This is a genomic window from Allosphingosinicella sp. (assembly GCF_036387215.1).
GTDB lineage: Bacteria > Pseudomonadota > Alphaproteobacteria > Sphingomonadales > Sphingomonadaceae > Allosphingosinicella.
In genome coordinates, this window is sequence record NZ_DASVUE010000187.1 from 1 (window position 1) to 20,900 (window position 20,900).

Sequence of the window (20,900 nt, forward strand, 5' to 3'; positions counted from 1 at the left end):
GCGCGGCCCCTATGGCGGCGCGATCGGCTGGCTCAATGGAGACGGGATGATGGATACGGGCGTGGTGATCCGATCGGCGGTGGTGAAGGACGGCACCGCCTTCGTGAGAGCGGGCGCGGGCGTCGTCTACGACAGCGATCCGCAGCGGGAGGCGGACGAGACGCGGCGCAAGGCCTCGGCACTTCTGTCGGTGCTCGCAGCGACCGGAGACGCGCGATGAGGCGCCACGTGCTGCTGTTCGACAATCTCGACAGCTTCACCTTCAACCTTGTGGAAGCCTTCGAACGGCTCGGGGCGGAGGTGCAGGTACTCCGCAACAGCGTCCCCGCCGCGGACGCGCTGGCGCTCGCGCGGGACAAGGAGTCGCTGATCGTCCTCTCGCCCGGCCCGGGGCGGCCGGAGGATGCGGGCTCCATGATGGAGCTGATCGATCTCGCCATCGGCGAGGTGCCGGTGCTCGGCGTATGCCTCGGCCACCAGGGCATCGTGCAGCATGCCGGCGGGACGGTTTCCAGGGCGACGGAGCCGGTCCACGGCAAGGCCTCGCTTCTGGTCCACGACGGAGCGGGGCCGTTTGCCGGCATCCATGAGCCCATACATGTCGGCCGCTATCACAGCCTGTGCACACGCCACCTGCCCGAGCGCTTTCGGATCCACGCCGAGATCGACGGCATGGCAATGGCGATCGGCGACCGGAAGGCTTTGCAGACCGGACTTCAATTCCACCCGGAATCGATCCTCACCCGCGGCGGCGATACGATGCTGGGCAATATTCTGGCTGGCGCCTAGCGGGAGCGGCCGACACGCGATCGGCGAGCCTGGCGAGCATCCGCCATTCTTCCTCGGAGATGGCCTCGGCAGCCGCGACCAGGCGGAGCAATGTTCCCGAACGTCCCGACGGCGGCGGAGCACGCTCCAGAAGCTGCGACAAGCTCGTCCCGTACACCGACGCGAGCCGCTCCAATATCTCCGGGCTTGGATTTGCCACCGCGCCCGTTTCGATGCGCCAGAGATGCTGCCTGGAGATGCCTGCCGCCCGTGCGACCGCGGCCGCCGACCGCCTCGATTTCTGCCGGAGACCGCACAGCCGCGCCGCCAGCGATGGACTCCCGCACTCGATCTTCCGCTTCGGTTGCGGTGCCGGCATTGTCCCAGTCCCTCACGCGATACCAAGCTGCATGCTGCCGTTGGCATGGCGGAGGGGGTGAGGCGGCGCCCTGACCGATCTTGCCGCTTTGCTTGATCGATCTTGCGAAAGCGGACGGGCGCCTCTCGCGGGCAAGAGGTTGAAAGCTGACGTTCAGGAGGAATTCTGGAAAAGCAGCGGAAGAGTGGAACGGGAAGGGTGTCGTGAGGAATCAGTTTTCGATTTTGGAGGGCCACCTCACCGAACCTCGCAAACCGGCGACCTCGGGCAAGCTCGTGCTCTCGCGGCTCCCGTCCGGGCAGTCGGTGATCGGCGCGCCGGCTCCCTCGCTGAAAATGGTGGTGGACGGCGAGGAGGTCTACGAGATCGACGGCCGTCCGGTGCCGGTACGGCCGGGCCAGTTCCTCTATCTCGACGCTGGAGTTCCCTGCATCGGCACCAATCGCTCGTTCACGACAGGCATCTGTCTCATCCTCCCGTCCGCGGCGGCTCCCACGGAGCCGGAGGAATTCGTCGGCCACGATCCGGTGCTCGGGCGCGCGCTTGTCCTTTCGACCCGCACCAGCCGCCTCGGCATTCTGTTCGAGCAATACGGGCGCCACCTCGCACGTCGGCCCGAGGACGGCGCCGCATTGGCGAGCAGACTCATCGAGAAGGTCGGCGAGGCGATCGCGGAGCCGCTCGGCCAGAGCAGGGCGGCGATCGAGGGACTGAAAGCTGCCAAGGCCTCGACTCGGCGGGAACTCTATCAACGGCTGGAGCGGGCGCGCGGCTTCCTTCATGCCAATGAGGACCGGCAGGTGCAGCTTTCCGAGCTCTCCTCTGTTGCCGGCCTCTCGCAATTCCACCTCGCCCGCTATTTCAAGATGGCGTTCGGGCAATCGCCGATCAGCTATCATCGGGGGCTCCGCCTCGCCCGGGCGGTCCGGATGATGGATGCGCAGGCGGATTGCAGCGTCGCTGACCTTGCGCAGGCGACCGGCTATTCGGACGAGGTCGCGCTCACCCACGCCTTTAAGCGGCGCTTCGGAAAGCCGCCGAAGCAGTGGGATCAGGACGTCCGCGCCCGCGCTTGATTTGCGGGCATTTTCTTGTATAGCGCGCCTTCGCTTGCCGGGCCCTTGCCCGTGCAGGCTCCGTCCGAGACAGTTGGCGGGGGCGTTGCTCCCTTAATCTCCAGCCTAGACGGGGAAGAGTTTTCGGCCGACCGCCGCTGCGCGGGCCTGCCGTTTGCCGAAGTTTCCTTCGGGCCCCTCCCCTTCACGGACATGGTGCATGCGGCATCTGCCGCATGTGCAAACACGCACGGCGGATGGTCTGCCGTGCGATACGTAAGGAAGAGGCATGGATCGAGCTCAGAAGTCCGAGCAGGTCGCCCAGCTGAAGCAGACGTTCAACGAGACGAGCGTGGTGGTCGTCACCCGCAATCTCGGCATGACGGTGGCACAGTCCACCGCCCTGCGGATCCGGATGCGGGATGCCGGCGCCACCTACAAAGTGTCGAAGAACACGCTCGCTCTCATTGCCGTCGAGGGCACCACCTACGCGCCGATCAGCGACATGCTGACGGGGCCGACGGCGCTCGCCACATCATCGGATCCGGTTGCAGCCGCCAAGGTTGCCGTGGATTTCGCCAAGACGACCGATCGTTTCGAGATCGTCGGCGGCGCGATGGGCGACACGCTCCTCGACGTGGCGGGAGTGCGTGCGCTCGCCGAGCTTCCCTCTCTCGATGAACTGCGTGCGACGATCGTCGGCCTTATCCAGGCTCCGGCGTCGAAGATCGCGCGGACCATCAACGAGCCGGGAGCGATGCTGGCGCGTGTGTTCGGGGCCTATGCGGCCAAAGAGAACGCGTAATTTTCAACCGATCTTGAACATGGGCCAGGCGCCCGAAATGGAGACTTAAAATGGCAGACATCAATTCCCTCGTCGATCAGCTGTCCGAGCTGACCGTCCTTGAAGCCGCCGATCTCGCCAAGGCGCTCGAAGAGCGTTGGGGCGTTTCGGCCGCTGCCGCGGTTGCGGTTGCTGGCGGCGGCGCCGGCGGCGGCGCAGCTGCTCCGGCCGAGGAAGAGAAGACCGAGTTCGACGTCATCCTCGTCAACGACGGCGGCAAGAAGATCAACGTGATCAAGGAAGTCCGCGCGATCACCGCCCTCGGCCTCGGCGAGGCCAAGGCGCTGGTCGAAGGCGCTCCGAAGCCGATCAAGGAAGGCATCTCGAAGGCTGAAGCGGAAGACCTCCGCAAGCGTCTCGAGGAAGCCGGCGCGACCGTCGAGGTCAAGTAAGCTTCTCCGCCTCTCGGGGCGGTACGCGAAAGGAGGGGCGGTTCCGACGCGGGAGCCGCCCCTTTTTACGTCTCCCCAAGCGTTAGCCGATCCTTCACCGACTTGCCCTAAACCGCTCCGCAACCGGCGGAGGGGTGAGGAATGGCGGTATTTCCGGAGCAGGCGGTGCAGAGCTTCCGCGCAGCCTACCCTTCGACGGGCACGCACCTCACGCACCGGCTGACGAATCATCCCTTGCTGGAGATCGAGGCGCTCGCCCGCCTCGCTGAGCGGATCCGGCCGGAGGATCTGGAGCATAATGCGGCGACGGATCTGCCGCTTGGCATTTCGAATGCCGAGACGCCGTCAAATGGCCTGTCGGTTCACGATACGATCGCCTCGATCCAGAATTGCGGCTCCTGGGTGCTTCTGAAGCAGGTGCAGCAGGACCCTGCCTATCGCGACCTACTCCACGACGTGCTTTCCGAGCTGAAGCCGGAGATCGAGCCGGTGACGGGCGAGATGCTGAAGCTGGTCGCCTTCATCTTCATTTCCTCGCCGAACGCTGTGACGCCGCTTCATTTCGATCCGGAATACAACATCCTGTTCCAGATCCGCGGCACCAAGACGATGACTCTGTTCCCCGCCGAGGACAGCGAGCTCGTGACGCAGCGCTTTCGCGAGCAATATTATGACGGCGGGCCGCGCAACCTGCCCTGGCGGGAGGAATTTGCGGCTCGGGGCCGCGAGATCCACATCAAGCCCGGCGAAGGCATTTACGTGCCGATCCTCGCGCCGCACTGGGTGAAGACGCATGGCGAGGTGTCGGTCTCGCTGTCGCTCACCTGGCGCTCGGAATGGAGCTTCCACCAGGAAGATGCGCACCGCCTCAACAGCAGGCTGCGCCGGCTGGGCCTCAAGCCCTCGCCGCCCCGCTTCTTTCCGCAGGGGAACCTTGCCAAATCCGTGGCACAGCGCGCGATCAGCAAGGTGGAGCGGACGTGGAGCGGAAGAGCAGCTACTGACGCTTGAGCCGCACCAAAGCTTCGTCCAGCGCGGAGAGGAAGCGGGAGCGGTCCGCTTTTGAGAATGGCGCGGGGCCGCCGATATTCTCGCCCATTCCGGAGCGGAGGTCCGCCATGATCGCTCGGGTGGCGACGGCGGCCCCGATCGAGCTTGCAGTGAACGGCTTTCCGGTTGGCGAGATCACTGCCGCTCCTGCCTTCAGGCACCGGTCGGCGAGCAGGATATCGGCGGTGACCACGACCGTCCTCGCGCACGCCTGCTCGGCGATCCAGTCGTCGGCAGCATCGAAGCCGCTGGATACGGTCACCCGCTCGATCAGCGGATGATCGGGCACTCGCAAATGGCTGTTGCTGACGATTGCGACCGGCACCTCGTGCCGCCACGCGACCTTGTAGACCTCGTCCTTCACCGGGCAGGCGTCGGCGTCCACAAGGATGCGAGGGCTCATCGCTGGCGCTGCGCCTTCGCGTGGTAGGGCTTCGCCTTGTGCCGCACCGGCGGCGGGCCTGAGCGGCGGTTCTGCTTCGCCACGTCCCGCGGAGTGCCCTGAACGGGCTCGAAGCGAACGGCGCCCTCACCGTCCGAGTCCGGATCCGCGGTCCGCTTCAGCGCGGCGGCGAAGCGGCCCGCCGCGGCGCGGGGGATCTCGAACATCGTCTCGTTGGCGGCGATGCGGATCGCGCCGATCTCGTTCTTGGTGATGTGGCCGCGGCGGCAGAGCAAGGGCAGGATCCAGCGCGGATCGGCATTGTGCCTGCGGCCAATGTCCATCCGGAACCAGATCGTGTCCTCGAACCCCGCGCGCGGCCCCTCCGGGCGCGGAGCCTGCTGGCCGCCAGTGCCGGAATCGACCATCTCCTCGGGCGCGGGCATGCGTGCACGGTGGACGCGCACGAGCGCTGCTGCGATCTCCTCCGGCGTCTTCTGCTCCAGCAGGCGCTGGGCGAGCTCGCGATCCTCCTCCTCGATCTCCGCGGGTTCCATCAGAGCGGCGAGAAGGCGTTCGCGGTCGCTTCGGCGGATGTCCTCGGCCGTCGGCGGCTTGATCCATTCGGCCTCGATCCGGGCGCCCCGGAGCACCGCTTCCACCCGCTTTCGGCGCGGATAGGGCACGACGAGCACGGCCGTCCCCTTCTTGCCCGCCCGGCCGGTGCGGCCGGAACGGTGCTGCAATGTCTCGGCATCCCGCGGAAGCTCCACGTGGACGACGAGCGTCAGGTTCGGAAGGTCGATTCCGCGCGCCGCGACGTCCGTGGCGACGAGGACTCGCGCACGGCCGTCGCGAAGCGCCTGCAGCGCCTGGTTGCGCTCGTTCTGGCTGTGCTCGCCCGAAAGAGCGACCACGCTGAAGCCGCGCTCCGTAAGGCTGGAATGGAGCCGGCGGACATTCTCACGGGTCGCGCAGAAGAGGAGAGCGGACTCGGCCTCGTGCAGGCGGAGCACGTTGACGACTGCATTCTCGATGTCGGCCGGAGCGACAGTCATCGCCTGGTAGGCGATGTCGCCATGGCCGCGTTCCTCGCCCGAGGTCGAGATGCGCAAGGCATCCCGCTGGTAACGCTTCGCGAGCGCGACGATCGGCTTCGGCATCGTTGCGGAGAAGAGCAGGGTTCGCCGTTCGGCCGGCGTCGCGTCGAGAATCTCCTCGAGCTCCTCGCGGAAGCCCATGTCGAGCATCTCGTCGGCCTCGTCGAGCACCGCGACGCGGAGGTTCGAGAGATCGAGGGCGCCGCGCTCCAGATGATCGCGGAGTCGCCCGGGGGTGCCGACGACGATATGCGCGCCCTGGGCGAGGTTGCGGCGCTCCTTGGAGGCATCCATTCCGCCGACGCAGGTTGCGATGCGCGCGCCGACTTTGCCGTAGAGCCAGATCAGCTCACGGCTCACCTGCAAGGCAAGCTCGCGCGTCGGCGCGATGATCAGCGCAAGCGGCTCGCGCACGTAGGAGGCGCTTCCGTTCGCCTCGATCAGCTGCGGCGCCATTGCGAGGCCGAAGGCGACGGTCTTGCCGGAGCCCGTCTGGGCCGAGACGATCAGGTCGCGCCCGTCCGCCTCCGCTTCGAGAACGGCCGCCTGGACCGGAGTGGGCGTTTCATAGCCGCGCGCGGCCAAGGCCTCGCCGAGCAGCGGCGGAAGATTTGCGAATGTCATAAGTTATCCATGTGGGGTGCGCCGCGCGTGCGGCAAGGGATCAGAGTGCCTGACCGGCGGCCCAGCCGCTCGACCAGGCCCATTGGAAATTGTAGCCGCCGAGCCAGCCGGTGACGTCGACGCCCTCGCCGATCGCATAGAGGCCGGGCACGGTCTTGGCTTCCATCGTCTGCGAGGAGAGTTCGGCGGTGCTGATTCCGCCGGCAGTGACTTCGGCCTTTGCGAGGCCCTCGGTGCCGTTGGGGCTGAAGCGCCAGTCGGCGAGGCGGCGGCCGACCTCTTCGAGCTTCCGGTCGGGAACGTTGGCGAGCTCGCCCCAGATGCCGATGCGTTTGGCCAGCGTCTCGGCGAGCCGCTGGGGAAGCAATTCGCCGAGGACGGTGTGGAAGTGCGTGCGCGGCCGCTTGCGCTTGGCCTCCACCGGCCAGCTCGGCTCCTGCGAGGGCAGGAAGTCGATGCCGATCGTGTCGCCGCTTCGCCAGTAGGAGGAGATTTGCAGGATCGCCGGCCCGGAGAGGCCGCGATGCGTGAACAGAGCGGCTTCGCGGAACGAGGTTTTGCCGTGCTTGGCGATCACTTCGGTGGCGACGCCGGAAAGCTCGCGGAACAGCACCTCCTCGCCGCCGAGCGTCAGCGGCACGAGCGCGGGCCGCGGCTCGACCACCTTCAGGCCGAACTTTCGGGCGAGGTCATAGGCGAAGCCGGTGGCGCCCATCTTCGGGATCGATGGTCCGCCGGTGGCGATCACGAGCGCGGGTGCGGTCGCACTCTCGTCGCCGTAGCTGACGCTGAAGCGGCCGTCCGCATGGGTGACGTCGCCGATCCTTCTGCCGAGGGAGATACGGACCGCGCCCTTTGCGCATTCCTCCATCAGCATGTGGACGATCTGCCGCGCGGACCCGTCGCAGAAGAGCTGACCAAGCGTCTTTTCGTGCCAGGCGATGCGGTGGCGGTCGACGAGGTCGATGAAATCCTGCGCGGTGTAGCGGCGGAGCGCCGACTTGGCGAAATGCGGATTGGCCGAGAGGTAGCGATCGGCGGCCGCGTTGACGTTGGTGAAATTGCAGCGGCCGCCGCCGGAGATCAGGATCTTCTTCCCCGCCTGATCGGCGTGATCGACCAGAAGCACGCGCCGTCCCCGCTGCCCCGCCACCGCAGCGCACATCAGCCCGGCGCCGCCGGCGCCCAGGATGATTGCGTCATAGTCGCGGGATTGGGTCAGGTCCGCTCCTTAGTCGCGGTGAAGCGGATGTTCGGGTTGCGGCCTTCGTGGAAGTTCAGTTCCCACAGATCCTTGGCCATGAACACAGGCGCTCCGTCGCGGTCGGTGGCGACGGCGCTCCTGTGGGTGTCGACGAACGCCTTGAGATCGGCGGGATTGTCCGCGGCGATCCAGCGCGCCGCGTTCCAGGGCGACGGCTCGAAGCGCGCATCCACTTTATACTCGACCTCGAGGCGCGAGATCAGCACGTCGAGCTGGAGCTGGCCGACGACGCCGACGATCCAGTTGGCGCCGATCGACGGGTAGAAGACCTGGGTCACCCCTTCCTCGGCCATGTCGTCGAGCGCCTTGCGGAGCTGCTTGGTCTTGGTCGGATCGACGAGCACGACGCGGCGGAGGATCTCCGGCGCGAAGTTCGGCAGGCCGGTGAACTGGATGCTCTCGTCCTCCGTCAGCGTGTCGCCGACGCGGAGCGTCCCGTGGTTGGGGATGCCGATGATGTCGCCGGGGAAGGCTTCGTCGGCCAGTTCCCGGTTCTGCGCGAAGAAGAGGATCGGGCTGTGCACCGCGATCGACTTGCCGGTCGACGGCTGCAAGAGCTTCATACCGCGCTTGAAGCGGCCCGAGCAGAGCCGCATGAAGGCCACCCGGTCCCGGTGCTGCGGGTTCATGTTGGCCTGCACTTTGAAGATGAAGCCGGTGACGGCGCTCAGGTCCGGATCGACCGGACCGGCGCTCGTCGGCTGCGGCTGAGGCGACGGGGCGAACAGGCCCAACGCGGCGATCAGCTCTGCCACCCCGAACTCCTTCAGCGCGGAGCCGAAATAGACCGGCGTCAGATCGCCGTTGAGATAGGCCTCCTCGTCGAAATCGGGATAGGCCGCGACTGCGAGCGAAGCCTCCTCGCGGAGCTTGGCAAGAGCTTCCGCCGAGATCGTTTCGGCAAGCTCTGGATCGTCGAGACCGGCAAACTGGAGCGTGTCGCCCTCATAATGGCCGCTGTCGGTCTTCGCCGGCAGATAGAGCTTGTTCTGGCGAAGATCGTAGACGCCCTCGAACGTGCCGCCCATGCCGACCGGCCAGCTCATCGGCGCGACGTCGAGCGCGAGCACGTCGGCGATCTCGTCCAGGAGCTCGAACGGCTCCTTGCCCTCACGGTCAACCTTGTTGACGAAGGTGATGATCGGCACGTTCCGAAGCCGGCAGACCTCGAACAGCTTGCGCGTCTGCGCCTCGATGCCGCGGGCGGCGTCGATCACCATCACCGCCGAATCGACCGCCGTCAGCGTCCGGTACGTGTCTTCCGAAAAGTCCTCGTGCCCGGGAGTGTCGAGCAGGTTGAAGGTGACGCCGTCATGCTCGAACGTCATCACCGAGCTGGTGACGGAGATGCCGCGCTGCTGCTCGATCTTCATCCAGTCGGACCGCGCGCGCCTATTCTGTCCCCGCGCCTTCACTTCGCCGGCGAGATGGATCGCGCCCCCGAACAGGAGGAGCTTCTCGGTCAGCGTCGTCTTGCCCGCGTCGGGGTGCGAGATGATTGCAAAGGTGCGCCGGTCGGGACGGCCGGTCGGTCGGTTCAGCATGTCAGGGGTCCGAATATATCGAGCTCGCCCGCCCATAGCAGCGCCCGCGCCGAAATGCGAACCGGCTATTGAAGCGTCAGCCACGGTCGAACATAGGCGCTGGCATCGTTCAGAGAAGGGGCGCGACTTGCCGCAATATGAGCAGATTTTGGGGCTTGAGGTGGATAGCGGCCTCCGGCGCTTCATCGAGGCCGAGGCGCTGCCAGGCACGGAGATCGAGGCGGAAGCATTCTGGGCCCGCTTCGCGGCGCTGCTGAAGGCGCTGACGCCCGAGAACAAGCGGCTGCTGGCGCGGCGAGAGGAGCTTCAGGCGCTGATCGATGCGCGGAACGAAGCGCTCGGGGGGCGAGCGCCCGATCCGGCCGAGGAAGAGGCGTTCCTTCGTGAGATCGGCTATCTGGTCGATCCCCCTGCCCCTTTCCAAATCGGCACCAGGAACGTCGACCCCGAAATCGCCACCATCGCCGGGCCGCAGCTCGTGGTCCCGGCGAACAATGCCCGCTACGCGCTCAATGCCGTCAATGCCCGCTGGGGCAGCCTCTACGATGCGCTCTACGGGACCGACGCCCTGGGGGATCTGCCGAAAGGTCGGGAACATGATCCGGAGCGGGGCGCGCGCGTGATCGCCTGGGCCAAAGCGTTCTTGGACGAGGTAGCACCTCTGATCATTGGAAGCTGGAACGAGCTCTCGACGGTGTCGCTCGACGATCTGGAGAATAACCTAGTCGTCTGGGGGGCGGACGGCGGCGAGAAGCTTGTCGGGAAGACCGATCGCTCTCTCCTTCTTCGTCACAACGGCCTCCACATCGAGATCGTCGTCGATCGCGAGCACCCGATCGGCCGTACCGACAAAGCGGGCGTCGCCGACATCCTTCTCGAAAGCGCGATCAGCGCGATCATGGACTGCGAAGACAGCGTCGCGGCCGTCGATGCCGAGGAGAAGATCGGCGTCTACCGCAACTGGCTGGGGCTGATGAAGGGCGACCTCAGCGCCCGCTTCGCCAAGGGCGGAAGCGAAGTCGAGCGGCGGGCGGAGCCGGACCGGCGCTACACGGCGGCCGGCGGCGGCGAGCTGGTTCTGAAGGGCCGCGCCTTGCTCTTCGTCCGCAACGTCGGCCACCTGATGACCAACCCGATGATGCGCATGGACGGCGAAGAGGTGTTCGAGGGGCTGGCGGACGCGGTCTTCACGTCGCTGATGGCGCTTCACGATATCCGCGGCCCACGGGCGAACAGCGCCGCCGGCTCGATCTACATCGTCAAGCCGAAGATGCACGGCCCCGAGGAGGCGGCGTTCGCGAACCGATTGTTCGACGCTGTCGAGGATCTGCTCGGCCTGCCCCGCCACACCATCAAGATCGGCGTCATGGACGAGGAACGGCGCACCAGCGTCAACCTCGCCGCGGTAATCCACGCCGTTCGCGACCGGATCGTGTTCATCAACACGGGCTTCCTCGACCGCACCGGCGACGAGATCCACACGTCGATGAAGCTGGGGCCGATGATCCGCAAGGGCGGGATGAAAAGCGCGGCCTGGCTCAAGGCCTATGAGGACAATAATGTCGATGTCGGGCTCGCCTGTGGCTTTCAGGGGCGGGCGCAGATCGGCAAGGGCATGTGGGCGATGCCGGACCGGATGGCCGACATGCTGGCGCAGAAGATCGTCCATCCGGAAGCGGGAGCGAATACCGCCTGGGTGCCCTCCCCCACCGCCGCCACCCTGCACGCCATCCACTATCACCGCGTCGACGTCGCGGCGCGACAGCGGGAGCTTGCAGGGCGCGCGCGGGCGAGGCTCGCGGAGATCCTCACAATCCCCGTTGCAGAGGCATCGAACTGGAGCGCCGCGGAGGTGCGGGAGGAGCTCGAGAACAACGTCCAGGGGATACTCGGCTACGTCGTCCGCTGGATCGACCAGGGCGTCGGCTGCTCAAAGGTGCCGGACATTCACGACGTAGGCCTGATGGAAGACCGCGCCACCTGCCGCATCTCGAGCCAGCACGTGGCCAACTGGCTGCGCCACGGCATCGTCACGAGAGACGAGGTGGAAGAAACGCTGCAGCGCATAGCGGCGGTGGTGGACCGGCAGAATGCAGGCGATCCTTACTATCGCCCCATGGCTCCGAACCTCGCCGAAAGCACCGCCTTCCAGGCTGCCTCAGCGCTGATCTTCGAGGGCGAAAGCCAGCCGTCCGGCTACACCGAGCCCTTGCTGCACGCGCACGGCCTGAGGCTCAAAAAGCAATAAAGCGGAGAAGGCCCCACGCCTCTCCGCTTCTTGCACTCGATTACTTGACGGACCTCCGGCAAAGCCGGAGTTCACAAGCTTAGTTCAGGCCTTGCCTCCGGCGCCGCCCCAACCATTGCCCATGACCCAGTCCCAGAACCCACGAACCGGTTGCTGCTTCTTCATAAAAGCCCCCTGTCAGGACTGCGCAGCGACAGCCGCAGCGCACAGGGAGCATTCTAGTCTTACCGAACAAAGTTAGCAAGATATTAACCACGTGAGGCCGTTTGCTTGCTCCCTTCTCCGCTAAGTTGTTTCAAAAGAGCACGAAAATTCATCGGGCGGCCGATGAGATAGCCTTGGGCAAGATCGCAACCCATGCGTTCCAACGTCTTCAGAGTCTCGATGTCCTCCACGCCTTCGGCCACCACCTTCTGCCCGAGAGAATGGGCCAATTGGATCGTCGAGTGCACGAGCAGCCTGTCGCTGTGGCTCTTCTCGATGGCTTGCACGAAGCTCTTGTCGATTTTGATTTCGGTAGCCGGAATCTTCTTCAGGTAATCCAGGGTCGAGAGGCCAGTGCCGTAATCGTCGATCGAAATGTCGACGCCGAGATACCGCAGCTCGAGCAGTGCCTCGAGGCTCATTCCGTGCGTGGATAGAGCCGCCGTTTCGGTGATTTCGAGGCTGAGACGGTTGGGCTGCAGCCGGTGCTTCGCGAGTAGCTCCGTCACTGTCGAAGCGAGATCGGGGTGATCGATCAGGCGGGCCGAGAGGTTGACCGAGACCTGGAAGTCGATCCCCTTCCCGTTTACGATTGCCGCCGCGCCGATTGCGCGGTCCAGAACGAATGTGGTCAGCTTCTCGATCCGGTCGCTCTGTTCAGCCGCCAGGATGAATTCGATTGGGCTGATTGGTCCCTTCTCGGGATGACTCCACCGCGCGAGAGCTTCGGCTCCGACAAGCTCCTGCCGGACGAGGTCCAGCTTGGGCTGATACGCGATCCACAAGTCACCTGCCTCGATGGCTGCATCGAGCTGCGTGAGAAGAGACAAACGCCAAGTTGCGTCCTTGAGCTTTGCCGGGTCGTATTCCTTCCACCGAAGTCCCTCGGCAGCGGCTTCGTCGGTGGCGACCAGCGCACTGCCGAGGCGGTTGCTCAGGGATCGGTTGCTGCCGGAGTCGAAACCGAAGGTCACGGTAAGATCGATCGGATTGTCGCCGATCATAACAGGGCTCCTGAAGAGCGCATGCAGCGCGTCCAGATGTTCCCCTATTGAACGAGCCATTCCTTGATCGGCGAACCAGGCGAAAATCCCTTCGTCCCCGTGAAACAGTTTGTGACCGGCAGCTCCGAGTGTGAGACGTGCGGCGATCTGCGCCACGAGCGCCTTTTCTTCCTCCGGAGGCATGGCTGAGGAGACCTCCGCATAATTCTGAATGCGGGCAGCAATGAGCACTTGCTCGGCGTTAAACTTTTCCTGCCTGAGGGCGTTGAGGTTCGGCAAGCCTGAAACCGAATTCAGGATGCCGCGCTCCCGGTACGACTTCTGGAAGTTCACCCAGGCAAGACTGATCCACATCGCGACCTGCATGACCAGCGCGGGCAGCACGTCCACGAAAATGAGGTTTGCCTCGAGGAGCATTGGAACCAGCAGGAACATGCCGACGCCGAGAACGAAAACGGCGGCAATCGCTCTTATGCTTCTGAGAGAAGCCGCTACTGCGCAAGTGAGGAACGCAAGAAGGAACGGAACGAACCATCCTAAGCTGACCGGCCTCCCCTGCTTCAGCGTCTCCGCGCCCAAAGCGTGCAAATAAACTCCGGGCATCCGCCCGTAGCCCGGAAACACGTAAAGGTCGCCGAGCTCCTCAGCGGCAGGGCCGATCACGATATCCTTACCGGCGATCTGCTCAGGCCGAACCTTCCCTTGGATCACGTCCGCAAAGCTGATTGCGGGGATCGTGCGAAGATCGGTAGCGTAATCGATGTAGAACTCGTCACCCGAACGGCCTGGGGTCCGCGCGATCGCGGAGGCAAAGGATGGGTAGGTCTTCCCTCCATAGTCGAGCGCGTAAGTCAGGTTCCAGACCGCGCCGAGGGGGCTGTACCAGACGTTGATATGGGCAAGCTTTGTATGCTCCCGGAAGCTCGCGATCGGGAAGTTGTCGGTCCGGGCACCCGTCACAGGGTCGGCAACAAACCTGGTGGCAAGCGTCACCTTCCGCCCCACCTTGGCCAAGGCCCGAGCGAAGGCCGCATCGTTCTTGGCATCGGAAGGCGATGAGAAATCCAGATCGAAATAGATGCTCCTCGCACCCAATTGGTCGAGTTTTTGCGCGAGCTCGCCATAGTATCGCCGCGGCCAAGGCCACTTCTGAAGCCGGCTGAAGCTGCGGTCGTCGATCCCCACAACGACGATATCGCCGCTCGCGGCATGTTGGCGCGGCTTGTTGCGGATCGTACGAAGCAGATCGTCCAGCGGCTGCCCGAATTCTATGACGCCGAAAATCAGGCTTGCGAGCGTGCACCACAAGAGGATGCGCGCGCGAGAGCCTTTGTTGGCGCGGCGGCGCTCGCGGATGCTTCCCCAGATCTGGCTTAACCTGCCCATCCGCCGCTGATCGCATAAAAAGGTTATTAAATTGGAACCCTGCTGCTGTGTTAACCACCGTGTGGCTGGGAAGAGCGCCGTTCGACGCCGAAATTGCGCGGCCGGGACATTTTGGGCAACGTCACGGCGGCAGGAGGCGGAATGAACCGGAAGGCTGAGAATAGCGGCACGATCGAAGTGCGGGAGGCGCACCGGTTCGATGTGGCCGCGCTCGAAGCGTTCATGGCGCGGGAGGTCGCGGGATATCAGGGGCCGCTCGGCATCGAGCAGTTCAAGGGCGGCCAATCGAACCCGACCTACAAGCTCGTCACGCCCGGCCGCTCCTATGTCCTTCGCAGGAAGCCGCCCGGCAAGCTGCTGCCTGGCGCTCACGCGGTCGATCGCGAATATCGGGTGATCGAGGCGCTCGGCCGCCAGGGTTTCCCGGTCGCCCGCGCGCTTGCGCTCTGCCTCGACGAGGCGGTGATCGGCACCCCATTCTACGTGATGGAGATGGTGGAGGGCCGGATCGTCTGGGAGGCGCATTTCCCGGACGTGCCGAGCGCGGATCGCCCGCTCTATTTCGACGCGATGAACGCGGCCATTGCGCAGCTCCACCTGATCGACGCGCAGGCGGCGGGGCTGGGCGACTATGGCAAGCCCGGCAATTATTTCGAGCGCCAGATCGGGCGCTGGTCCAAACAATATGTCGAGGATGTGGAGGCGGGCCGCGTCGCCGCGATGGACCGGCTCGTCGAATGGCTGCCGCAGAACATCCCGGCGGATGATGACCGCCCAAGCATCATCCATGGCGACTTCCGCTGCGACAACATGATCTTCGACCCGACCGAGCCGCGCGTGATTGCGGTGCTCGACTGGGAGCTGTCGACGCTCGGCCACCCGCTTGCAGACTTCAGCTACCATCTGATGATGTACCGGATGCCGCCGGGCACCACCGCCGGTCTGTCCGGCCTGGACCTCCAGCGCCTCAACATCCCTTCTGAAGAAGACTATGTCGCCGCTTATTGCCGGCGCACCGGTCGGAGCGGCATCCCCGACCTCGATTTCTACATCGCTTTCAACATGTTCCGCCTCGCAGCGATCCTCCACGGGATCAAGGGGAGGATTGCGCGCGGCACCGCGGCTTCGGCCCATGCCGGCAAGATGGTTGCGGGGCTCGAAGCTCTCGCCGACCTCGCCTGGAAGCAGGCCGAGCGCGCCGGCGCCCGCTGAAGCCTCGACGCGCGGGGCTTGACGCTGCGAAAATAACTGAAAGGATCGGTTTCCATGACAGGGGCCATCCGAATGCCCGCCGCATCAGCGGCCGCGGGCGCCGCCGTGCCGGATGTTTAGCACCCCCCGCTCCTCGCGCCCGCTCGTCGTCTCGATCGCCGGGACGCGGCCGGAGGCGATCAAGATGGCTCCCGTCGTCCGCGCCCTCGCCGAACGCCCGTCGCTGGACCAGAATCTGGTGCTTACCGGACAACATAAGGACCTCGCCCGGCTCTTTGGTCTCCCTCCCGCTGCGATCCGGGAGCTGGACATCAACCTTGCCGAGCAGACGGCGGGCGAAATCTGCGAAGCGATCCGCCACGCGCTCGGCCCGCTTCTCGCCCGGCTCCGGCCGGATCTCGTCCTCGTGCAGGGGGACACGTCCAGCGCGCTGGCCGGAGCGCTCGCAGCCAAGGATTGCGGCCTTGCCGTCGGCCATGTCGAGGCGGGGCTCCGGTCCGGCGACCTGCTCCAGCCATGGCCGGAGGAGGGAAACCGGATCCGCATCGACGCGGTCTCCGATCTTCTCTTCGCGCCGAGCGAGGCGGCCGCGCGCAACCTCGCGCTGGAGCGGCTGAAAGGGGCAGTCCACGTCACCGGCAACAGCGGCATCGACGCGCTCTTCCATGCCCGCTCGCTCTGCCCCGCGCCGGTGCCCGCGGGAGAGCGGAGGACCGTCCTCGTCACCTGCCACCGTCGGGAGAACCAGGGCGCGGCCCTGAAGCGGGTCGCCTCGGCGCTGAAGCGGCTGGTCCGCGAGCTGCCGCTGCAGCTGGTCTTCCCGCTCCACACCAACCCCCACCTCCGCAAGTCCGTTCGTCAGCTGCTCGTGCGCGAGCCCGGCATCGATCTGATCGAGCCCGTCGAGCATGCCGAGATGGTGTGCCTGATGGACCGCGCCTGGCTGATCCTCACCGACAGCGGCGGGCTTCAGGAGGAGGGACCCGCGCTCGGCAAGCCGGTGCTGGTCCTCCGGGAGCGGACCGAGCGCGGCGAAGCCGTCGAGAGCGACAATCTGGAGCTGGTCGGCACCGACCCGGACCGGATCTTCGGCGCCGTCTCCCGCCTGCTCGAGGATCAGGAGCGCTACGCCAGGATGGCGCGGCCGAGCTTCCCCTTCGGCCGCGGCGGCGCGGCGCCCGCGATCGCGGCCATCGTCGAATCCTTCCTGATCCGCGAGCCGGCGGAACTTGCGCCGCTGAGCCTCATCAGCGACTGAGCCCCCTTTCGGGAGCTCCGCCGCGGGCACATCCCGGCTTCACTGCAACCGCCGCACCTCCGCTTCGTTGTCCCGGCTCAACGTCAATGAAGAGGTTCGCATGAAGCGCCTGCATCTCCTGCTCCCGTTCGCCGCTTCGCTCGCCCTCGCCGCCTGCGGAGGCGGCCAGAGCCAGAGCGAGAACACCGCCGAAGCGCTGGACGCGGCGGCCGAGCAGAGCGACCCCGCAGCCGCGGAGGTGCTGGAAAACGCGGCCGATGCGGCGCGCGAGGGCGGCGCCAACGCCCAGGAGGCGCTCCAGCAGGCGGGAAATGCGCAGGCAACGACCGTCCAGCAGCCGCAGCAGGCGCCTCCGTCCGTCCAGGCGCAGCCGAACCGCATCGGCCAGCAGACGCCGCCGCCGAAGGTGCCTGCGGCCGAGGATCATTCGCAGCACCAGGGGAACCAGCACTGAGCGGCGCCCGCGCCCGGCGCAGCTTGACAGCCGAGCCTGCCCGCCCATATGCGGCGTGCCTGCCTTAGCGGCCCCTTCGTCTAGCGGTCTAGGACGTCGCCCTCTCACGGCGAAAACACGGGTTCGAGTCCCGTAGGGGTCACCAGCGGATTAACGGTGCTTTCACGGGCTGGGGCTAGCTCTGGCCGGGTGAAGATTCGCCTCCGCCGCCCGCGCTCCGCTCCGCCCGCCGCCACTCCTCCGGTCCAGCAGCCGCCGCCCGAGCAGATCCGCTGGTACGTTCCTCGGAAGGTGAACCGCTGCCCTTCATGCGGGGAGAGCCAGTGGCTGGTGGGGCGCGCACTGGCCGAATGCGGCCATTGCGCGCTGGCGTTGCCGATCGCGCGCTGAGCGGGCGATCGGCCGCTAGACGAGCAGGCGCGCGAAGCCGCCGGTGCCGACCCGCTCGATGCGGTCGCGATAATGGTTATACTGTTCGTGGCCGGGCCGGATCAGCCCCAGCGCATCGTCCGATGCGATCCGGCTCGGGCAGAGCACGAGCGGCGTCGCTGCGGGAAACAGCTGCGAGCCGCTTCCGACCATCAAAGTCGTCAGGATGCCGTTGAGCTCGCCGCCGTTCACCGGCCGCCCAAGCACCGCCATCCGGTACTGGCCCTGCTCCACCGTCACCAGATAGATGTGCGCGGAGATGTTGGGGAAGGAGACGAACCCCGCCTGAGCAAACGCGCTGTCGAGGCGCGCCGCTTCCTTGAAGGTGAGGTGGCAGAGCCTGTCGTCCCATTCGATAAGCGTCCGATAGGCGTAGAAGGCCTCGGGATCGCTGAAGGAGCGGCGGATCGTCAGATAATCGCCTTCGAGCCACTTCACGGCGGGGCGGGAATAAGCCCCCATGCTCTCGGGCGCAGTCGATCGGTTCGGATCCGCACCCCCTAACTCCGGCGCCGGAGTACGAAGCTGGAGATGCAGCGCCTCTTCAAGCCGGATGACGGTGGAAAGCGTAAAGGCGCGCCGGCCGGCCAGCGCCTTCTCGAGCGTCGAGACGCTGATCTTCGCCTCGTCCGCAAGCCACTGCCGCGACAGCCGCCGACGGGCGAGCTCCTCCCGGATCTTCAGCGAGACCGAATCGCTGTCCCTGATTTCAAAGTCGCCGTGCACGTCCCACCCCGATCCGCACATTTGCGCACAAGTCCGCACATTTCGTCAATCGGAAACCCGATCCGGACCGGCGTGCGGCGAAAATGCTGTTCTTTCCTCTACCGCGCTTGCTGCCGTTGCTTAGGAAAGGAGAGGTCAGGAGGATGGAATCATGAGCGGGTCAGGCTGGCTGCAGGCAAGAAAGGCTATCGTCGCGATGATCGCGGCTGCGGGCTTCTGCCTGGTCGCTGCGCCGATCACCCTCTCAACCGTCTCCGGCAGCGCATCCTCCGAACCGCGGATCGAGAGCGTTGCGGCTCCCGAGCTCGCAGCACCCGCGGCGCAATCCCAGGAGCTGGTCTGGGCGAACGAGCCCGTTCCGCCGGCGGAATCCGGAGCCGGAGGAATGGCGATCAGCCTGCTGGCGGCGCTTTCGATCCTGTTCGTCGCGGCCGCGATCGTGATGCGCAACGCCCAGTCGCCGCGGCGGCGCGAGGGCCCGGGCGCCGACGTCAAGCGCGCACTCAGCCTCATCGCCAGCCATTGGCCCCAGCAGATCGAGGCAAGCCATCTCGCGATGATGCGGGGCTGAAGCCGCGGGCGCCGGCGCACGCCGTCCCGCTGCGAACCCACCGTTCAGGGCATCTTGCGGAAGCGGCCCCTCCGGTCGCGGCGGTAGCTGATCAGCGGCTTCGGCTGGAACATCGCCCAGGTCCTCGGATCGAAGAAGATCGAAGGGTTCGGCTCCGCCTCGCGCTCCAGCGCAACGTCTTCGGGGATGTCCGGGAAAGACCAGACCAGGAACCAGCGGACCGCGAGGGCACCGGCCAGCAGCGCGATCAAGAAGAGCAGGAAGTACATCGCGTTCTCCCGTCCACCCGTTCTGGCGGCGGGACTAAAATACTATTGAACAAGAAGATAAGCCAGTGCGGAGCCGGACCCCGTCCCCTGGCGGCTATTGCTGACCCGATTTGGGACAGCTTGGTACACGTCAGGAATGAAAAGACCCGCCGCTGCTGGAGCGACGGGTCCCTGTTTCAATGATCAAGGTCGGCGCGCGATCAGGCGCCGGTGGAGGCCATTTCGGTCTTCACCTTGGTGAGGGTGTTGTTGAGCTGGCTGCCGAGCGCCGACATCGCCGTAATCGCGGCAACCGCGATCAGGGCGGCGATCAGCCCGTATTCGATGGCGGTCGCACCCTTCTCGTCCTTCAGCATCCTCCGGAGCGTCTTCATATCCGTGACCCCTCTTCATTCTCACGTGGCGGATTAAGCCCGCCCGGTTAAGAAATAGGAAAGCCGCCACAAGGAGGAGCTCGAGTTGGAGAGTGAGCCAGACCCAACCGGCGCGGACGAGCAGCTGAAGCGCTCCTTCGCACCGGTCGCGGACGAGCGCACGCGCCTGCTCGTGCTCGGCAGCCTGCCCGGCGATGAATCGCTCGCAAGGGCGCGCTACTACGCCAATCCGCAAAACCAATTCTGGCGGCTGATGGGCGAGGTGATCGGCAGCGATCTCGTCGGGCTCGGCTACGAAGCGCGGCTCGAGCGGCTTCTCAAGGCGCGCGTGGGCCTGTGGGATTCGGTAGGCACCGCCACCCGCCGCGGCAGCCTGGACGGGGCCATTCGCCTCCACAGCGCCAACCCGCTTCGGGAACTCGCGGAGGGATTGCCTGAGCTGCGGGCGATCGCCTTCAACGGCGGCACCTCTGTGCGCATCGGCATGAAGGCCCTCGGGGAAGATCCGCCTTGGGCGCTCCTCCCCCTGCCCTCGTCGAGCCCCGCTTTCACCCTCGCCTACGAACGCAAGCTCGAGGCATGGCTGGTGCTACGGGAACAGCTCTAGATCTGGTGCCACTCGTTGGGCTTGATCCGGTGCTCGCCCCAGCGGAAGCCGTCGCCGCCGCCCCACTGCCCTTCGGCGAAGATCCGGACCGCGACGAGGCTGCCATAGCCGCCCGCCTGGCGCGGATTGATCCACCAGCCCGCGCTCGCGTCCCAAAGCTTCACCTCGTCTTCTCCGACCAGGAGCGCGTTGCCCTCGTGGTAGATCGTGTCGTCGGTGAGCCAATGGTCGGAAACCTGCTCGTCGCCCCACTTCTTCCGCCACTGCGCGGTGGCATCGGCGCTGTATTTCTGGATGAATTGGGCGCGGAAGGCGGTGATTCCGCGGGCGGTGAACGCCTCGTGGGCGAGCGCCGCATGGGCGCCGCAATCGATCACCTTCCGCTCGACGACGTCGCACCAGTGCATCGGCCAGGCAGAGGGACCCCATTCGTACTTCTGCCGGAGCCAGCGCGGGCCGGTGCTGAGATCGCCGCCGTTCAATTGCGCGAAATCGTTGGCGAGCACCCATTCGCGCGCGACTTCGCAGCACGCATCGCCGTGGTGCGAGAAGCAGCTGTAGGGGAAATGCTGCCAGCGCGCGCTCGGCAGCGGCGCCTCGGCGACATCGTCGCGAAGGGCTTCTTCCCGCTCTTTAACCGCAGCCGAATACATATGACATGCTCCTGTCGTAACCGCCGGCATCGCAGAAGATCAGAAGGTCGCCGGCTTTCGTACCTTCGGGAAGTTCGACATTGGCCGCGACGATGTCGTGCTC

At 65.8% G+C, this 20,900-nt stretch carries 23 protein-coding genes and 1 tRNA gene; 14 read left to right on the top strand and 10 right to left on the bottom strand.

The genetic code is table 11. From position 1 onward, the window contains the following. Both VF662_RS07600 and VF662_RS07605 read left to right on the top strand, forming a co-directional pair. Nucleotides 1-220, top strand: a 220-nt coding sequence (locus VF662_RS07600) for a chorismate-binding protein (protein ID WP_464139509.1), incomplete at its 5' end; no start/stop codon positions are given. Then, nucleotides 217-789 (top strand): anthranilate synthase component II, encoded by a 573-nt coding sequence (locus tag VF662_RS07605; RefSeq protein ID WP_464139511.1) that lies wholly within the window; start codon nt 217-219, stop codon nt 787-789. The genes VF662_RS07600 and VF662_RS07605, both read left to right, overlap by 4 nt. On the opposite strand, the gene VF662_RS07610 is transcribed toward VF662_RS07605, so the two are convergent. After that, nucleotides 740-1,147: a helix-turn-helix domain-containing protein gene (locus tag VF662_RS07610; protein WP_464139513.1), complete on the bottom strand. Its 408-nt coding sequence runs from the start codon at nt 1,145-1,147 to the stop codon at nt 740-742. The genes VF662_RS07605 and VF662_RS07610 overlap by 50 nt on opposite strands. A gap of 203 nt (nt 1,148-1,350) precedes the next feature. Here VF662_RS07610 and VF662_RS07615 point away from each other — a divergent pair, with 203 nt between their 5' ends. The 4 genes from VF662_RS07615 (at nt 1,351) to VF662_RS07630 (ending at nt 4,449) form a co-directional block, all read left to right on the top strand. Next, entirely contained in the window at nt 1,351-2,223 is an 873-nt protein-coding gene (locus tag VF662_RS07615; protein ID WP_464139515.1) for an AraC family transcriptional regulator, read from the top strand. A 268-nt stretch (nt 2,224-2,491) separates the two neighbouring features. Further along, nucleotides 2,492-3,007 carry a 50S ribosomal protein L10 gene (gene rplJ, locus VF662_RS07620; protein ID WP_464139517.1) on the top strand — a complete coding sequence of 172 codons (516 nt, stop codon included), beginning with the start codon at nt 2,492-2,494 and terminating at the stop codon, nt 3,005-3,007. A 50-nt stretch (nt 3,008-3,057) separates the two neighbouring features. Further along, nucleotides 3,058-3,438 (top strand): 50S ribosomal protein L7/L12, encoded by a 381-nt coding sequence (gene rplL / locus VF662_RS07625; protein WP_464139519.1) that lies wholly within the window; start codon nt 3,058-3,060, stop codon nt 3,436-3,438. A 141-nt stretch (nt 3,439-3,579) separates the two neighbouring features. Further along, nucleotides 3,580-4,449, top strand: a complete 870-nt coding sequence (locus VF662_RS07630; RefSeq protein WP_464139521.1) for a cupin-like domain-containing protein — start codon at nt 3,580-3,582, stop codon at nt 4,447-4,449. Here the strand turns inward: VF662_RS07630 and VF662_RS07635 are convergent. From VF662_RS07635 to VF662_RS07650, 4 genes are read right to left on the bottom strand one after another with little or no spacing between them, the layout of a single operon-like run. Further along, nucleotides 4,436-4,891, bottom strand: coding sequence for a YaiI/YqxD family protein (locus tag VF662_RS07635; RefSeq protein ID WP_464139523.1), 456 nt, complete (start codon nt 4,889-4,891; stop codon nt 4,436-4,438). The genes VF662_RS07630 and VF662_RS07635 overlap by 14 nt on opposite strands. Then, nucleotides 4,888-6,594, bottom strand: coding sequence for a DEAD/DEAH box helicase (locus VF662_RS07640; protein WP_464139525.1), 1,707 nt, complete (start codon nt 6,592-6,594; stop codon nt 4,888-4,890). The genes VF662_RS07635 and VF662_RS07640 overlap by 4 nt, the downstream gene beginning before the upstream one ends. Before the next feature lie 40 nt (nt 6,595-6,634). Beyond that, nucleotides 6,635-7,759, bottom strand: a complete 1,125-nt coding sequence (locus tag VF662_RS07645) for a BaiN/RdsA family NAD(P)/FAD-dependent oxidoreductase (protein WP_464139527.1) — start codon at nt 7,757-7,759, stop codon at nt 6,635-6,637. Between the two features lie 53 nt (nt 7,760-7,812). Beyond that, nucleotides 7,813-9,402: a peptide chain release factor 3 gene (locus VF662_RS07650; protein WP_464139529.1), complete on the bottom strand. Its 1,590-nt coding sequence runs from the start codon at nt 9,400-9,402 to the stop codon at nt 7,813-7,815. A gap of 127 nt (nt 9,403-9,529) precedes the next feature. Here VF662_RS07650 and VF662_RS07655 point away from each other — a divergent pair, with 127 nt between their 5' ends. Further along, nucleotides 9,530-11,650: a malate synthase G gene (locus VF662_RS07655; RefSeq protein ID WP_464139531.1), complete on the top strand. Its 2,121-nt coding sequence runs from the start codon at nt 9,530-9,532 to the stop codon at nt 11,648-11,650. A 248-nt stretch (nt 11,651-11,898) separates the two neighbouring features. Here the strand turns inward: VF662_RS07655 and VF662_RS07660 are convergent, their stop codons facing one another. After that, entirely contained in the window at nt 11,899-14,244 is a 2,346-nt protein-coding gene (locus VF662_RS07660) for an EAL domain-containing protein (protein ID WP_464139533.1), read from the bottom strand. Between the two features lie 141 nt (nt 14,245-14,385). On the opposite strand from VF662_RS07660, the gene VF662_RS07665 reads away from it, so the two are divergent. From VF662_RS07665 to VF662_RS07685, 5 genes are all read left to right on the top strand, one after another. Beyond that, nucleotides 14,386-15,456 (top strand): phosphotransferase, encoded by a 1,071-nt coding sequence (locus VF662_RS07665; protein WP_464139535.1) that lies wholly within the window; start codon nt 14,386-14,388, stop codon nt 15,454-15,456. Between the two features lie 112 nt (nt 15,457-15,568). Next, nucleotides 15,569-16,714 carry a non-hydrolyzing UDP-N-acetylglucosamine 2-epimerase gene (gene wecB / locus VF662_RS07670; RefSeq protein ID WP_464139537.1) on the top strand — a complete coding sequence of 382 codons (1,146 nt, stop codon included), beginning with the start codon at nt 15,569-15,571 and terminating at the stop codon, nt 16,712-16,714. A 100-nt stretch (nt 16,715-16,814) separates the two neighbouring features. Beyond that, nucleotides 16,815-17,168 carry a hypothetical protein gene (locus tag VF662_RS07675; RefSeq protein WP_464139540.1) on the top strand — a complete coding sequence of 118 codons (354 nt, stop codon included), beginning with the start codon at nt 16,815-16,817 and terminating at the stop codon, nt 17,166-17,168. A gap of 69 nt (nt 17,169-17,237) precedes the next feature. Beyond that, a tRNA-Glu gene (locus tag VF662_RS07680) sits at nt 17,238-17,313 on the top strand. Between the two features lie 44 nt (nt 17,314-17,357). Then, nucleotides 17,358-17,558 carry a hypothetical protein gene (locus tag VF662_RS07685; RefSeq protein WP_464139542.1) on the top strand — a complete coding sequence of 67 codons (201 nt, stop codon included), beginning with the start codon at nt 17,358-17,360 and terminating at the stop codon, nt 17,556-17,558. 15 nt (nt 17,559-17,573) lie between these two features. Here VF662_RS07685 and VF662_RS07690 read toward each other — a convergent pair whose 3' ends face one another. Next, nucleotides 17,574-18,323: a helix-turn-helix domain-containing protein gene (locus VF662_RS07690; protein ID WP_464139544.1), complete on the bottom strand. Its 750-nt coding sequence runs from the start codon at nt 18,321-18,323 to the stop codon at nt 17,574-17,576. Between the two features lie 151 nt (nt 18,324-18,474). On the opposite strand from VF662_RS07690, the gene VF662_RS07695 reads away from it, so the two are divergent. After that, a complete protein-coding gene (locus VF662_RS07695; RefSeq protein WP_464139546.1) occupies nt 18,475-18,894 on the top strand; it encodes a hypothetical protein in 420 nt (139 codons plus the stop codon). A gap of 44 nt (nt 18,895-18,938) precedes the next feature. On the opposite strand, the gene VF662_RS07700 is transcribed toward VF662_RS07695, so the two are convergent. Both VF662_RS07700 and VF662_RS07705 read right to left on the bottom strand, forming a co-directional pair. After that, nucleotides 18,939-19,163 (bottom strand): hypothetical protein, encoded by a 225-nt coding sequence (locus VF662_RS07700; RefSeq protein WP_464139548.1) that lies wholly within the window; start codon nt 19,161-19,163, stop codon nt 18,939-18,941. A gap of 200 nt (nt 19,164-19,363) precedes the next feature. Continuing rightward, nucleotides 19,364-19,537 (bottom strand): Flp family type IVb pilin, encoded by a 174-nt coding sequence (locus tag VF662_RS07705; protein WP_464139550.1) that lies wholly within the window; start codon nt 19,535-19,537, stop codon nt 19,364-19,366. A gap of 85 nt (nt 19,538-19,622) precedes the next feature. Between VF662_RS07705 and VF662_RS07710 the strand changes: the two genes are divergently transcribed. Then, the gene (locus VF662_RS07710) at nt 19,623-20,144 is read left to right on the top strand and encodes a DNA-deoxyinosine glycosylase (protein WP_464139552.1); all 522 of its coding nucleotides are present in this window, start codon (nt 19,623-19,625) and stop codon (nt 20,142-20,144) included. On the opposite strand, the gene VF662_RS07715 is transcribed toward VF662_RS07710, so the two are convergent. Further along, the gene (locus VF662_RS07715) at nt 20,141-20,797 is read right to left on the bottom strand and encodes a hypothetical protein (RefSeq protein ID WP_464139554.1); all 657 of its coding nucleotides are present in this window, start codon (nt 20,795-20,797) and stop codon (nt 20,141-20,143) included. The genes VF662_RS07710 and VF662_RS07715 overlap by 4 nt on opposite strands. Nucleotides 20,798-20,900 lie beyond the last annotated feature (103 nt).